This is a genomic window from Thiorhodovibrio winogradskyi, from assembly GCF_036208045.1.
Lineage (GTDB): Bacteria > Pseudomonadota > Gammaproteobacteria > Chromatiales > Chromatiaceae > Thiorhodovibrio > Thiorhodovibrio winogradskyi.
Map to the genome: position 1 here is coordinate 4,308,244 of NZ_CP121472.1, position 14,125 is coordinate 4,322,368.

The 14,125-nt window shown below is 60.1% G+C and carries 11 protein-coding genes; 6 read left to right on the plus strand and 5 right to left on the minus strand.

Annotation, left to right across the window (positions count from 1 at the left end):
• The first annotated feature begins 320 nt into the window (after nucleotides 1-320).
• Together Thiowin_RS19695 and Thiowin_RS19700 are read left to right on the plus strand one after the other, a co-directional pair.
• A complete protein-coding gene (locus Thiowin_RS19695) occupies nucleotides 321-4,535 on the plus strand; it encodes a response regulator (RefSeq protein ID WP_328984660.1) in 4,215 nt (1,404 codons plus the stop codon).
• Nucleotides 4,536-4,556: 21 nt separating this feature from the next.
• The gene (locus tag Thiowin_RS19700; protein ID WP_328984661.1) at nucleotides 4,557-5,477 is read left to right on the plus strand and encodes a diguanylate cyclase; all 921 of its coding nucleotides are present in this window, start codon (nucleotides 4,557-4,559) and stop codon (nucleotides 5,475-5,477) included.
• A gap of 28 nt (nucleotides 5,478-5,505) precedes the next feature.
• Here Thiowin_RS19700 and Thiowin_RS19705 read toward each other — a convergent pair whose 3' ends face one another.
• The 3 genes from Thiowin_RS19705 to Thiowin_RS19715 all read right to left on the minus strand — a co-directional run bounded on the left by Thiowin_RS19705 (nucleotide 5,506) and on the right by Thiowin_RS19715 (nucleotide 7,324).
• On the minus strand, nucleotides 5,506-6,189 hold the full coding sequence (locus tag Thiowin_RS19705; protein ID WP_328984662.1) for a transposase: 684 nt from the start codon (nucleotides 6,187-6,189) through the stop codon (nucleotides 5,506-5,508).
• Between the two features lie 202 nt (nucleotides 6,190-6,391).
• The gene (gene pdxH, locus Thiowin_RS19710) at nucleotides 6,392-7,003 is read right to left on the minus strand and encodes a pyridoxamine 5'-phosphate oxidase (protein ID WP_408034236.1); all 612 of its coding nucleotides are present in this window, start codon (nucleotides 7,001-7,003) and stop codon (nucleotides 6,392-6,394) included.
• Nucleotides 7,004-7,198: 195 nt separating this feature from the next.
• On the minus strand, nucleotides 7,199-7,324 hold the full coding sequence (locus Thiowin_RS19715) for a DUF2934 domain-containing protein (RefSeq protein ID WP_328984664.1): 126 nt from the start codon (nucleotides 7,322-7,324) through the stop codon (nucleotides 7,199-7,201).
• A gap of 70 nt (nucleotides 7,325-7,394) precedes the next feature.
• On the opposite strand from Thiowin_RS19715, the gene Thiowin_RS19720 reads away from it, so the two are divergent.
• On the plus strand, nucleotides 7,395-7,763 hold the full coding sequence (locus Thiowin_RS19720; protein WP_328984665.1) for a hypothetical protein: 369 nt from the start codon (nucleotides 7,395-7,397) through the stop codon (nucleotides 7,761-7,763).
• A 381-nt stretch (nucleotides 7,764-8,144) separates the two neighbouring features.
• On the opposite strand, the gene Thiowin_RS19725 is transcribed toward Thiowin_RS19720, so the two are convergent.
• A complete protein-coding gene (locus tag Thiowin_RS19725; RefSeq protein ID WP_328984666.1) occupies nucleotides 8,145-8,399 on the minus strand; it encodes a hypothetical protein in 255 nt (84 codons plus the stop codon).
• A 151-nt stretch (nucleotides 8,400-8,550) separates the two neighbouring features.
• Between Thiowin_RS19725 and Thiowin_RS19730 the strand changes: the two genes are divergently transcribed.
• From Thiowin_RS19730 to Thiowin_RS19740, 3 genes are all read left to right on the plus strand, one after another.
• Entirely contained in the window at nucleotides 8,551-9,774 is a 1,224-nt protein-coding gene (locus tag Thiowin_RS19730) for a glycoside hydrolase family 57 (RefSeq protein WP_328984667.1), read from the plus strand.
• Entirely contained in the window at nucleotides 9,771-11,237 is a 1,467-nt protein-coding gene (locus Thiowin_RS19735; RefSeq protein WP_328984668.1) for a glycosyl hydrolase family 57, read from the plus strand. Before Thiowin_RS19730 ends, Thiowin_RS19735 begins: the two co-directional genes overlap by 4 nt.
• 330 nt (nucleotides 11,238-11,567) lie before the next feature.
• Nucleotides 11,568-13,436, plus strand: a complete 1,869-nt coding sequence (locus Thiowin_RS19740; protein WP_328984669.1) for a bifunctional diguanylate cyclase/phosphodiesterase — start codon at nucleotides 11,568-11,570, stop codon at nucleotides 13,434-13,436.
• Nucleotides 13,437-13,452: 16 nt separating this feature from the next.
• Here Thiowin_RS19740 and Thiowin_RS19745 read toward each other — a convergent pair whose 3' ends face one another.
• Entirely contained in the window at nucleotides 13,453-14,112 is a 660-nt protein-coding gene (locus Thiowin_RS19745; protein WP_328984670.1) for a hypothetical protein, read from the minus strand.
• Nucleotides 14,113-14,125 lie beyond the last annotated feature (13 nt).

Sequence of the window (14,125 nt, forward strand, 5' to 3'; positions counted from 1 at the left end):
TGTACTCGCATTAGCTCGAAGGTGATGCAAAGTAGAAAAACAAAATTGAGTTGCTCGAGTAGCGATAGAAGCGGCTCCCAGCCGCTTCATGACGCGCTAAGATGGTGCATCTACTCATAACCGGGCCAACAATCAGGCGCTGAAAAACGAAATTTGCAACCGCTGAATCGAACATTCCGCAGTCCAGGAACCAGGACGGCTTGAGTTGACAAGCGGCTCAACTTGGAACCCCGAAACCTGAGGAATCAATTCGCCTCTGCAAACTGACCGTCGGGGGCTTAACTCCCGGACATCACTCAAGCAACCCGATCAGGCACCCGATGTTCTTCCCCAAGCTGCGTAGCATCGCCACCCCCAGTGTCATCACCCTGCCGGCCAGCGCCAACCTAGCCGAGGTGGCGCGCACCATGGGCCAGCACAACATCCGCAGTGTCGTGGTCAGCCTCAATCCCGGCTACCGGCTGATCCTATCCAGCCGCCTGCTAGCCTTTCAGACTCAGGGGGTGCCGCTAGCGACGCCGCTCGTGGAACTCGACCTGCCGGAGCCAGCGCTATGCGATCCCGATGAAACAGTGCTTGAAGGGCTGAACGCCATTCGCAATCCGGCCGAGCACATCTGCCTGGTGGGCCAGTCCGGCGAGCTTGAGGGCATCGTCAGTTACAGCGACCTCGCCGCCAGCCTCGACCCCAGCATGCTCGCCGAGACCCAGAGCCTGGGCGAACTGATCCAGGGCATGCAGCCACTCACTGTAGACGAAAGACCCTCGGTGCTCAGGGTCATGGAACGCATGGACCAAGGCCAGTTCACCGCCTGCATTGTGCTGCACGAGCAACGCCCGGTCGGCATCCTCACCCAGCGCGACATGGTGGAGCTGATCAGCTCCAGTGCTAACCTCGACCAGCCGGTGGGCGCCTGCATGACAGCGCCGGTCAAGACGCTGAGCCGCGAAACCACCATTTCCGATGCCTTGCGTGTGTGCCGCCAGCAACACATCAAGCGCGTGGTGGTGGTTGATGGCGCGGGGTGCTTTAGCGGGCTGGTTAGCCAGCGCGATCTGGTCAGCCTCTACTACAACCACTGGTTCAACCTGCTCAAGCAGCATCAGCGCGAGCTTGACCAGCTCAACCAGCAGATGCAGGCTAACTACCAGGCGCTGGAGGCCCAGGAACAGCGTTTCCGCGCTCTGTTCAACCACTACCCGGACGCCACCCTGCTGATCGATCTTGCCGACGGCGCCACCCTGGAGTTCAACGCCCGGGCGCACCAACAGCTCGGTTACAGCGCCGAAGAATTCGCCCGCCTGCGCATTGGCGACTATGAGGCGATCGAAACCGCGGAGGAAACCGCCCAACACATCCAGCAAATTATCGACGAGGGTTACGATCACTTCGAGACCCGCCATCGTCACAAGGACGGTCATCTGATCGATGTCAGCGTCACCGCCACCCTCCTCGACTTGGGCGGTCGTCGCTGCCTGCTAGCGGTCAGTCGTGACATCTCGCCCTTTAAACAGGCCGAACAGGCACTCAAGGACCGCGACCAGCGCTTGCAGCAACTGGCCGCGCACAGCCGAACCGTGACCTGGTCCGTGGATGCCAATGGTCTGTATACCGACGTCAGCGCGGTCGCCACCAGCGTCTGGGGCTATGCGCCTGAGGAGCTGATCGGTCGCAAGCACTTCTATGAGCTGCATCCGGAGGAGGATCGCGACGCTTTCAAGGCCGCGGTCTTCTCCGGTTTCGCCCGCCATGAGACCTTTGTTGGACTCAACAATGCCGTTGTTCATCAGCAAGGGCAGCGACTGTGGATGTCGACCCACGCCTTTCCGCTGATCGACGCCGAGGGCCAGTTACGCGGCTACCAGGGCAGCGATCTCGATATCACCGAGTCCATCCATGCCAAGCAGGCGCTGGAGGCGGAGAAGGAACGCTTCGAGGGCATATTCGAGAAGACCGGCAGCGCCGTGGCCATTTACCAACCTATTGGCGCTGGGGAGGATTTTGTCTTCACCGGCTACAACAGCGCCGCCGAGCGCATGGATCGTAAGGATCGCACCGAGGTCATCGGCCGCCGCCTGAGCGAGTGTTTCCCCGCCGCTAGGGAGATGGGGCTGCTAGATATCCTGCGTCGCGTTGCCCAAACCGGGGAGAGCGAATACATCCCCATTGCGCGTTACCAAGCGGGAGATCTGCAAGTCTGGCGCGAGAACACCATCTTCAAGCTGTCCTCGGGCGAGGTGGTGGCGGTCTATAACGATCTGACCGAGATCAAACAATCGCAGGAAGCCGCCGAGCGCGCCAATCGCTCCAAGAGTCAGTTCCTTGCCAACATGAGCCACGAGATTCGCACCCCGATGAATGCGGTCATCGGGCTCAGCGACCTGCTGCTGCATACCCCGCTCGATGCCAAGCAGCGCGACTACCTGGGCAAGATTCGCGACTCCTCGCGCATGCTACTCGGCATCATCAACGACATTCTGGATTATTCAAAAATCGAGGCCGGCAAGCTGGAACTGGAAGCGCACAGCTTTCGCCTGGAGGATTTGCTCGATCAGATGCGCACCCTGTTCGCCGCCGCCGCTGATGCCAGCGGCATCGAACTCATCTTTGAGTTAGACATTCTCCATCCGCGCACTCTCGAAGGCGATGCCCTGCGCCTGGCCCAGGTGCTGACCAATCTGCTCAGCAACGCGATCAAGTTCACCGATCGTGGCCAGGTGAGTCTGTCCATTCGCGAGCAAGGCCTGAGCGATACCGGCATGGAACTGGAATTCGCCGTGCGCGATACCGGCATCGGCATCGCCCTCGCGCAACAAGAGCGCTTGTTCAAGGCCTTCACCCAGGCCGACAGTTCCACCACGCGCAAATATGGTGGCACTGGGCTCGGGCTAGTCATCAGCCAACGGCTGGTCGAACGCATGGGCAGCGAGTTGCGGGTAACCTCCACCCCAAGCCGGGGCAGCACTTTTTCCTTCACCATCACCCTGCCGGTGGCCGCCGAGGATGAGGTCCAACCCGCCGCCGTGATCACGCCCGGCACGCGCGTGCTAGTAGTGGACGACCACGAGGCCGCGCGCACCGTCCTGCGCGGCATTCTCGAATCCCAAGGCGCATCGGTCGAGGAAGCCGACAGCGGCCAGGCGGCGATCGACGCCGTGGCGCGCGCCGAAGAGGCCGGCCGCCCCTTCGCTTTCATCCTGATGGACTGGAAAATGCCAGGCGAACTCGACGGGATCGCCACCCTAGAGCGCTTGCAGGCCTTGCGCGACAGCCGCGAACTAAGCCAGGATGCCACGCCCGCGCTCATCGTCAGCGCCTACAGTCAAGATGATCTCGCGCCCCATGCCGCTCGCTACCGGGCATTTCTGAACAAACCGGTCACCCCACGCGCCCTACTCGATGCCATGCACCAGGCGCTTGGCAGCCATGACGGCAGTCGCGAAGCGCCGCTCGCCCGCGCCCTGCCCTGCTTTCGCGATTCAACCGTGTTGCTGGTGGAGGACAACGCCCTGAATCAGGAAGTGGCCTGCGCCATCATGGAAAAGACCCAGGTGCGCATCATTCTGGCGGAAAACGGCCAGGAAGCGGTGGAGCGTGTCGCCGAGCAAGATATCGATCTGATTCTGATGGACTTGCAGATGCCAGTCATGGATGGCTTCGAGGCCGCCCGACGGATTCGCACGCACCACCCCGACCTGCCCATGGTGGCGCTGTCCGCCGCCGTGATGGAAGAGGACCGCGCGCGCGCCCAGGCCGCCGGCATGAACGATCATCTCGCCAAACCCATCGACAGCCAGGCGTTAATCAGAACCTTAAGTAAATGGCTGTGCTCAGGCGAGGTTGCACCCGCTCCCAAGCCCCAGCTTACCAACCGGTTAACCCCCGAGTCCACCGCACCCCTTAGTGCAACCCCCAATGACGCCATCCTGCCCACTGGACTCACCGCTATTGACACGACCAGCGGGCTTAAGCGTTTTGACGGTGACCGGGTATTGTATCTGCGCACTCTTCATCGATTGAGAGAGCAACTCGATCACGAATTTTCGGACCTACACGCAGCCTTGACGACGCCCAATGATCCAAGTCTGGCGCGCCAGCTGCATACTCTCAAAGGACTGGCGGCCATGGTCGGCGCCAACGACCTAGCGGCACGCGCGCAAGCGCTGGAACAGCCATTGCGCGCCGATGACCTGGCGCGCGACGCCGACATCCAGTCTTTTGTCGCAGCGCTAGCAGGGGTCCGCGAGCAACTTGGCAGCCTACCACGGTTAGCTGAACCCGCAGCCCGGGCAGCGGGTGATGCGGGCGCGCCTCCCGCCGAAATCATTGCCAGCATCCTCCGCGCCCTGACCCAGGGGGAACTGATCGAGGATGCGCCCTTGGCCGAGATCATCCACTACTTTGCGCGCCAGGTCGATCCCGAAGCCACGCAAGCACTTCAGACGCACATAGAACACTTCGAGCATGAGGCCGCCATCGCCCAACTGCGCGAGCTGGCCACCCGCGCCGGGCTGCGTCTCGGCGGCGATGATTGAGCGCGAGAACCAGAGGATCCAATGCCGGAGAAAAAGCCTACCGTCCTCATCGTCGATGACCAGCCGAGCAACATCGCGCTGCTCGCCGCGTTGTTGAAAGGCGACTACCGCATCCTGACCGCCACCAGTGGTCACAAGGCACTGGAGTTAGCCGAGAGCAAGCACCCCCCGGATCTTATCCTGCTGGATGTAATCATGCCCGGGATGGATGGCCATGAAGTCTGCCGCCGCCTCAAGAACCAGGAATCCACCCGCGGCATTCCAGTGATTTTCGTCACCGGCATGAACGACGACAAGGACGAGGAGCACGGCCTCAACCTGGGCGCGGCAGATTACATCTCCAAACCCTTCAACCCAGCCATTGTGCGAGCGCGGGTGCGCAACCAGGTCAACCTCAAGCTGCGCACCGACACACTGGAACAAATCTCATGGGAAGACGCCCTGACCGGCATCCCCAATCGGCGTCGCTTTGATCAGAAACTCACCGAGGAATGGGCGCGCGCGACCCGTCACGGCCAACCGCTGTCCCTGCTGATGATCGACATCGATCAGTTCAAACCCTTCAACGACCACTATGGCCATGGCGCCGGAGACGAATGTCTCAGGCGCGTCGCCCAGGCCTTGGTCCGGGTACCCAATCGTCCCACCGACCTGGTGGCCCGTTATGGCGGCGAGGAATTCGCGGTGATTCTGCCGGACGCCGATGCCACCGGCGCGCGGGAGTTCGCCCTGCGCCTGCTTGATGCCGTGCGCGCGCTAAAGCTGAAACATGCTTACTCAGAGGTTGCCCCGCATGTGACCTTGAGCATCGGCGGCGCGACTCAGGCCACCGCCAGCCGCATGCCGGACGCCGATGCGCTGAAAAAGACGGCCGACGACGCGCTCTATCACGCCAAGACCAGCGGGCGAAATCAATACAGTGCACACCGCCTGTCTCATTAAGCTGAAACAGCTTCCCCGCAAAGACGGCCTATTTGAGCGGCCGCCCGCGCGGCCGGGCCTGGCGCCGCTGACCGGTGATATGCTCGATTTCCTGCAAAAAATCCTCGTTACCAATGGGCTGGGATTGCTGAATCGCCAGACGGAACTCGGCAATGGTGCGATGACTCAGCTCGGTATTGAACAACTCCAAATAGGCCGCCTGTCGGGATTCAGGCGACTCGCCTAAGGCCAGATAGCAGTCATGCGGGATTAGCAATGGATCATCCGTGCCAAGCGCATTGGCCCGATAGCTGCTCCAGGGATAGTCTCCCGGGTCCGATACCCTATCGGTGCGCACCGGATTGAGTTCAATGTAACGCTGGCAACGCAGCAGATAGTGCCCGCCATCAAGCAGCGAGGACTTGTAGCGACTATCCCACAGGGTACCGACACGCCTGTAGGTGGTATTGATGTATTGCACATAGCGCCGCCCAATGGCCATCATCAGGCGGGATAGATCCTCCGCCGCTTGGGGAGTGACCAGTAAATGCACGTGATTGGCCATCAGCACATAGGCATGCAGGCGAACACCAGTCTTTGCCAGCGCTGCCCCGAGCGCGTCAAGATAGGCGCGATAGTCTTCCTCGGCGAAGAAACAGGCCGCGCGCTTGTGACCCCGCTGGATGAGGTGGTGGGGATAATCTGGCAGGTGTAATCTGGGTCGACGTGGCATGACACAAGTGTAGCAGAAAACATTCAAGCCGCCCCCTTTGCATCCAGCGCATAATACGCAGGAGAGAACACCGATGGCCTATCAATTGGCGTCGCGCGAGGCGCATAAGCAGACAATTTTGATCACACAGATCAAACATCTGCCGATGGTCGCGTGATAGACAGGATTGTCATAGGTCCGCACGCATCACCGCGCCCGGCGGCTAGGGCGCGAGACGCTCAATGGTCCAGCCCGCGTCGTCGGTGCGACGCTGATAGCGGAAGCGATCATGCAGGCGATTGTCGCGCCCTTGCCAAAACTCGACATGCTCCGGCACCACGCGATAGCCGCCCCAGAAGTCAGGCAATGGAACCTGCCCCTCGGCAAAGCGTTGCTTGATCTGCTCCACCTTGGCCTCGAGCAGCGCGCGGGAGCGGATCACCTGGCTTTGAGGCGAGGCCCAGGCTCCGATCTGGCTGCCGCGTCCGCGGGTGGCGAAATACTTAAGCGACTCAGCCGTGGAGATACGCTCGGCACGACCGTTAATCTGCACCTGACGGGCAAAAGCCACCCAGGGGAAGAGCAAGGCAACCCGAGGATGGGCTTGAATCTGGCGCGCTTTGTCACTGCCAAAGTTAGTAAAAAACACGAAACCACGCTGGTCGTAGAGCTTGAGCAATACGCTGCGCACCCATGGCTGGCCGTTGCCGTCGACAGTGGCCAGGCTCATGGCATTAGGCTCGGGGATCTCAGTCGCGCAAGCAAAGCGGTACCAGCGTTCAAACTGACAAATAGGATCAGAATCAAGGTCTGCACGTTGCAGACCGCTCTCCATGAAATGGGCGCGCCATTGTGCCGGGGAGTGATCCGGGGAGTAATCCTGTGAACGCGCCGCAGTGTCTTGCAAGTCAAAATCGGTCATTCATATCGCATCCGAACAAGGCCACAAGCATAAGGAGCAAGTGTCAGTGTGGTAAGCACCGGGAAAGGGGAGATATTGCAGCTAAGCAAAAACCACAATGGTCTATTATCAAGCCCCCTTGCGCTCAGCCAACAGCGCCTCGACTTCCTGCTCGGCTGCTGCCCAGTCCTCAAGCTCGTGGCCTGCTTCAAAGCCGCGTTTCTCGGCGCGATAGTAAGCCGCGTCCTGAATCATTTTATAGCGTTCCTCGGCTGAAACCGCTTTTTTGGCTGCCGTGGCCCGGTTAGACTTACGCGCGGTGGTCTTGCGCGCTGTGGTTGTTTTAGCCGGAGTCGAGGCCGCGGCGGTTACCGAGCTGTCGCTGCTCGCGGCGGCTTTGTTCGCGGTGGTTTTTGCCGCGGTGGTCCTGCTCCTTTGGTCGCTAGCTGAGTTGCGAATAGGAGCGCTCTTGCTGGCCGCGGTCGAGGCCTTTGACACCTTGCTGGCGGTCGTCTTGGCCTCCGCCGTTTTCCGCGTTGCCGTGGTGCCTTTCCTCGGCGTCGTCTTCTTGGCCGGGGTACTGGTAGCGCTGGTCGTCCCTGCCGCGGCGCCGGCTGGGGCTTGCGCTGCCGCGGTCGCCTTTATGGTGGTTGCGGGTCGCTTTTGCTCTGCCATGATTGCTCACTCGCTTTAAGTTGGTCGACAATAGATGTTTAAAGATCAGTCATCCTGAGATCAAACACTTGGGCCAAAGATGGCCATTCGATCAGGCATACGTCCAAAGTGTTGCGGCCAAACACAAAACCACTACCCAGGATCACCAAACAAAAAGTGCCGGTCTAGCGACATTGATCTCCGCTCCCTTGCTGCTTGCCAGCTCCCTGACCACTGACACCAACGGGAGAGCAACAGAAGCGCTCGACTCAGGCTTACTGTTAAGAATACACGAGCGAGATTGCAATCCAAAGACCCGACATGCAATAAATTTGATCTTTTTTATCGGGTATTCGGTTAGATTTTTTCTGGGCTCGGATTGTCTGGGACGACTCCCTGGCAGGGCACGGTTAGCCCGCCATCAAACCTCAGGAACGCCATTAAGCCAGCGGACCAGATAATAGAGCCTCTGCCCCTCGGATGAGGCGGAAGGACCATAGACGATGGCTGCCTGCCAGCCCGGACGCTCAAGCGCGCGTGAACAAGCCTCCTGTTCCGATGCCATCGGCTCGACGCAGCCGGCGGGAAAACGCGCCCGGGACTTGCGTGTTGCCTTCACCAACGCCGGCAACTCGGCCAGGGAATGTGAATCCGGATCGATGATGACCTTTGGCATGTGATGACAAACACCTTCAACGGGACCGCCTCTGTTAAAATCACCCTAAATCTTCTCCAATTCTAGCCCCCACTCTAGCCGTTGTGCTTGAGGACTCGCCATTGGACCTTGCAACAGCGACATCGGACACTTCGCAACAGGGACAGCCGCAATGATCGCCCACCACGCACTGGTTCTCAACCTCCATCAGCCCGCCGGGAATCTCGAGCACCTGCTCGACAACCAACCCTGGGAGGCGAAGGAAATCCTGTTCGCGCTCGATCGCATGCCGCGCAGCCTCTGGGGCTGGGAGGACTTTGCCCGAGTACATCTGTCGCTTTCCGGCACCCTGCTCGAGACGCTGTCCAACCCCGCGTTCCAAAGTCGCGTCCATGGCATTGTCGATTGCGGCAAACTGTTGTGGCATCTGCAAAATCAACATCTGTTCGAGATTCTTGGCACCGGCTACTACCATCCGGTGCTGCCACTCATACCGGCCGCTGATCGTGATCAGCACCTACGCCGCTGGCAGGGCATCGCCCGGCATCTGTTCTGGCGCCCAAACTTTGGTGGCTTATGGCCTCCGGAGATGAGTTTCTCCCAGGAGCTCATTCCGCTCGCGCGCCGCTTCGGTTATCGCTATGTCATGATCGACAGCGAGAATGTCGAGCCAATCGACACCATGAGCTGGCAGGAACTGCGCTATCGCCCGCACATTGCCCGCCAGGGCGAGGACGAGATCATCGTCGTGGTGCGCGACCGCGAGCTGTCCGACGCGCAAGAGTCAGGCCTCGATTTGGAGTGGTTTCTGCGCGAGGTCACCGAGCGCACCAAGTGGTGTGACTTCCCGCCGCTGATCACCACGGCGAGCGACGGCGACAATGGCGGCTGGTTCCGCAATGTCACCGAAGGATCGAACTTCTGGACGGCTTTTTATCTACCCCTGCTCGAGCAGGCGCGCACTGATCAGGCGCGGATTCGACCGACCTTTATTGAAGACTACTTGAACAGTCATGGCGCCCGCGGCGAGGTCCGTATTCGCGCCGCCGCATGGAACACCGGCTGGCACAACGGACAGGGCTTCACCCAATGGACAGGCTCGGAGGCACAGCGCCGAACCTACTCGGCCTATCAGGATCTGAGCCGTCGCCTGCAGGCCACCCACGAACGCCTGGCCATGCAGCTTGAAACGCCCGGCGTGAGCGAGGCACTGGAAACCGCGACCTGGCGCCTGCTGCGCGCCGAGACCAGTTGCAACACCTATTGGGGCGAGGCCTGGGTCGAACGCGCCGAGGCCGACCTCATGGCCGCGCGCGCGGCAATCAAAGAAGCCGAAAGCGCCGCTCAGAACCAGCCGATTTGCCATTCAGATCATTCACCGGAGACCGACCAATGACCGCACTTCCAGAAACCATCGACGGCCTGCCCAACATCTGCGGCGCCGAGGACCAGATTGCCGCCGCCATGCAGGCCGGCCAGCAACGCAAGCTCGCGCAATCCCCCGGCGGGGTGGATTTCGGTCGCATCCGCGCCGCCGCCGCCATCGCCCTGCATCAACACCAGCCGCTGATACCAGCTGGTGGTGGGGATCTCCAGACCGCCGCCATCATCAGCAACCTGAAGCACATGATGGACAACCAAGGCATCGGCGACAACCACAACGCGCCGGTGTTCGTCTGGTGCTACAAGCGCATGGGAGAGTTTATTCCGCAACTGATCGGCGAGGGCAAATCCCCGCGCGTCATGCTGGAATACTCCGGCACATTGCTGCACGGCCTGCGCGCCATGGGCGAGGATCATGTGATTGATGCGCTCAAGACCATCACCATGAACCCGGACTTCAACTGGGCGGTCGAGTGGCTCGGCATGCCCTGGGGCCATGCGGTCGCCCCCTCCACCCCGGTGCAGGATTATCGCCTGCATGTGCAGGCCTTTCAGCACCATTTCGCCGCCATCTTTGGCCTGGAGGCGTTGGAGCGGGTGCGCGGTTTCTCGCCGTCGGAGATGGCGCTGCCCAATCACCCCGATGTCGCCTATGAATTCGTCAAGACGCTGCGCGACTGCGGTTATCAGTGGGTGCTGGTGCAGGAGCATTCGGTGGAACAGGTCGAGAACGGCTGGCATCCGCAGCGCCCCCATCTGCCGCATCGGCTGGTGTGCACCAACTCCAAGGGCGAGACCGCCAGCATCATCGCCATCATCAAAACCCAGGGCTCGGACACCAAGCTGGTTGCCCAGATGCAGCCCTGGTATGAGGCGCAGAGCCTGGAGCGCTGGGAGCTGGCCGGCAAGTCGGTCCCGCCGCTGGTGACGCAGATTGCCGATGGCGAGAACGGCGGCGTGATGATGAACGAGTTCCCGGACAAGTTCTTCGAAGCCGTGCGCGGCGCCTCGGGTTCCGACACCCCGCTGATGAACGGCAGCGAATACATCGAACAGCTCTTCGCCTTAGGCATCAAGGAGAGTGACTTCACCGAGATCCGCCCAGTCCAACAGGGCAAGATCTGGAGCCAAATGCAACCCGGTGATGGCCCCGAGAAGCTCGACAAGGTAATCGAAGCGCTAAAAAAAGAAGACCACCAGTTCCACATGGACGGCGGCAGCTGGACCAACGATCTGTCCTGGGTAAAAGGCTACGACAATGTGCTTGGCCCGATGGAAGAAGCCAGCTCCGCCTTCAACGAGAAGGTGCTCAAATCCGGCCCAGCGACCAGCGACCCACATTATCGCAATGCGCTCTACCACCTAATGGCGTCCCAGACCAGCTGCTACCGCTACTGGGGCCAGGGCGAGTGGACCGACTACGGCCGCGAAATCTGCCGTCGCGCCATGGCCATTATCGAGCACGATTTTTCCTGATCGAAGCGCCCTGTCTCCCAAGCCCTCGCGGTCTGGGAGACAGCCGAGTGTCCCCATGCTCTCCCTCTGATCCCAGGCTCCAGCGGGAAATACTCACCCGGCACCGCAGCGCAAGCCGCGTGCTGAATCCCGCGACCACTGCCATCAAGCAGTCACTGAATCGTCACCCTTTCCTGATCTGACTGGGTTATAGTCCAAATGAAGCGGACATTTTCGCGCACACAGAAATAGTCAAGGCACCCAGCTCACCGAGAGCAAAGCCCTTTTCAGGAAGACAGATTTGGATCACATATTGTGATCAAACAGATAACACCTTCGCCGCTCATTCAATTGCCTACCTCACCCGACCACCGCACTGGACTGAGTGGCTTTTCCATCGCATCCCTGTGCGAGCGTCTAGAGTATGCTTTTCAACCAATTGTAAACCCTCACACAGGCACTGTCTTTGGCTTTGAAGCCCTACTGCGCGGGCTGGATCAAGTTGGCTACACAACCGTGGATCGGCTCTTCACCGCCGCCGATTACCAAGGCTGTCTGCTGGAATTGGAAAGTGCATTGCGCGACAAGGCCATTGCCACTTTCGCGCGCATTCCAGGTGTCCGTCACGCACGCTTGCTATTCAACCTCGACTCGCGCAGCCTGATCAACGAACCGCGCTGGGGGGAGTTGACCAACACCAGCCTCGAACGTCACGGCATCGCCCCCGGTACCATCTGCTTCGAGCTGACCGAGTTGCACGATCTGACCGCACACCCCGAGGCCAGGCGCGCGGTGGAACGCTTGCGCGCGCAGCGTTTTCTGTTTGCCATCGATGACTTCGGCACGGGCTATTCGGGCCTGAAGCTTCTCTATGAGTTTCCGCCTGATTTCATCAAAATCGATCGCTTTTTTATCTCCTCCATCTCGCGCGATCACAAACGCCGCCTGTTCGTCGAAAATGCCGTTCATCTTGCCCACACACTCGGCATCCAGGTGGTCGCTGAAGGGGTGGAGACGGCTGACGAACTCACCGCCTGCCGGGATATCGGCTGTGATCTGGCACAGGGTTTTTTCATTGCGCGCCCCAGCACCGAGATCCCCCGCTTGAGCTCATCCTATTCAATTGTACCCGCGACCGTCGGCCCATCCCGGCGCCAATCGGATAGTGACTCGAATCTGATTCGCAGCCGTATTCTGCAGCTCCCGGCCTTGCACGAGAATGACGACATGCGCGAGGTGTTCGAGCTATTCAAACGCCATAGCGAATTCAGCTTCTTCCCGGTGCTTGATCGAACCGGAAAGCCGCTTGGCTTAGTCTGCGAGCGGGAACTCAAGCGCTACATCTATTCGACCTACGGGCGCGATCTGTTATCGAACAGCGCCTATCGCAAGCATCTTCTGGATTTCCTATCTCCCTGCCCCAGCATCGACATCAACAACCCGGTCGAACGCCTGCTCGAAGCCTATACCGCCGCCGACAGTCCGCCGGGTATGATCATGACCGAGAATTTTGTCTACGCTGGCTTTATCTCCCAGGCCGCGCTGCTGCAGATTCTCGACAGCAAAAACCTTGCCGCCGCGCGCGACCAAAACCCACTCACCCGCCTACCCGGTAACAACAGCATCATCGATTACGTCCAGCAGGTTCTCGAGGACAGCTGCCAGGACTATTGTCTGGTCTACTTTGACTTCGACCACTTCAAGCCTTTCAACGATGCCTACGGCTTTCGTATCGGCGACCGCGCCATTGCACTCTTTGCCGACCTACTGCGCAAAATGCTGCCAACGCACAGTTGCTTTATTGGTCATGTTGGCGGAGATGATTTCTTTGCCGGGTTCCGCGAACCGGATCAGCAGTTGGTGCGGCGCCATGTCACCAAGCTGTTGGCGCAATTCAAGCACGAGGCACAAAGCCTGTACGATAGCGCCACGCGTGATCGCGGCTACCTTGAAGCCATGTCCCGCGAGGGTCAGCTCACACGGCTGCCGCTTCTCGGGTGCAGCGCGGCGCTGCTGTGGATCCCCAGCAGCCTGCGCGAATCCACTCTCGACGATGTCTCCCGTGTAATCGCCAAGCTAAAAAAAGCCGCCAAAGCCTCGCCCGTTCACCTAGCCGAAGCGACCCTTGGCGCACCGTCCCTTGCAGCGCCACCGCCGATACCTCAATCCAACCCGGCGGATGAGGTATCGACCGCGAGGCCTCTGGCGGCCAGTGCCTGAACTCCAAGCAGGCCCCTTAGCTTTTAAGATGCCCGCGATCAGCCGAGTCGCGCAGCAAATCCGCGAGGCGTCTGGCAAGCTTGGGTTGTTCCAGCAACATCCGCAGACTGTGCTTGCGGGAGTTTTTGACCAGGCTCGAAGGATCGAAATAAGCCTTGGCATTGTCCACCGAGAGGACGAAGGGAGGTTTTCCCGCGCGCGCCAGAATGTAGCTCATCACCAGGGAACCGGTGCGATGATTACCTTCAAGATAGAGCTGCGGCTGACTGAGAATCTGGATATAGACGCGCGCGGCACGCTTCCACACCGGCTCATTGGCCATGGACTCATGGCAGGCTATCAGCTCGGCAATGCCGCCATTGCCCTGGGTATAGAACTGCTCCTCGGTGGCTAGGCGCTGGCGCTGCGCCTGGGCGCTGCCCGGCTCGGCCTCGCCCCAGAGCACCAAGCCGTTGAGTGCCAGCAATTGACGCGACCGACCAAGCGCGAAAAGATCAACTCCATCAGCGAGACAACGGTCGATTTCCGCATAGCCCGCCAGGAGTTGGTTCAGCACCCGATCACTCAGTGGATCACGAGGTGTCGAGAGCGTCTGATTAATGCGGTCGAATTCGACTTGAACCCGTCTCAGTGAGCTGGCAATGGCCGGGAGGTTCAATCGGTCTGGTTGTGCCATTCAGCAAAGGGCA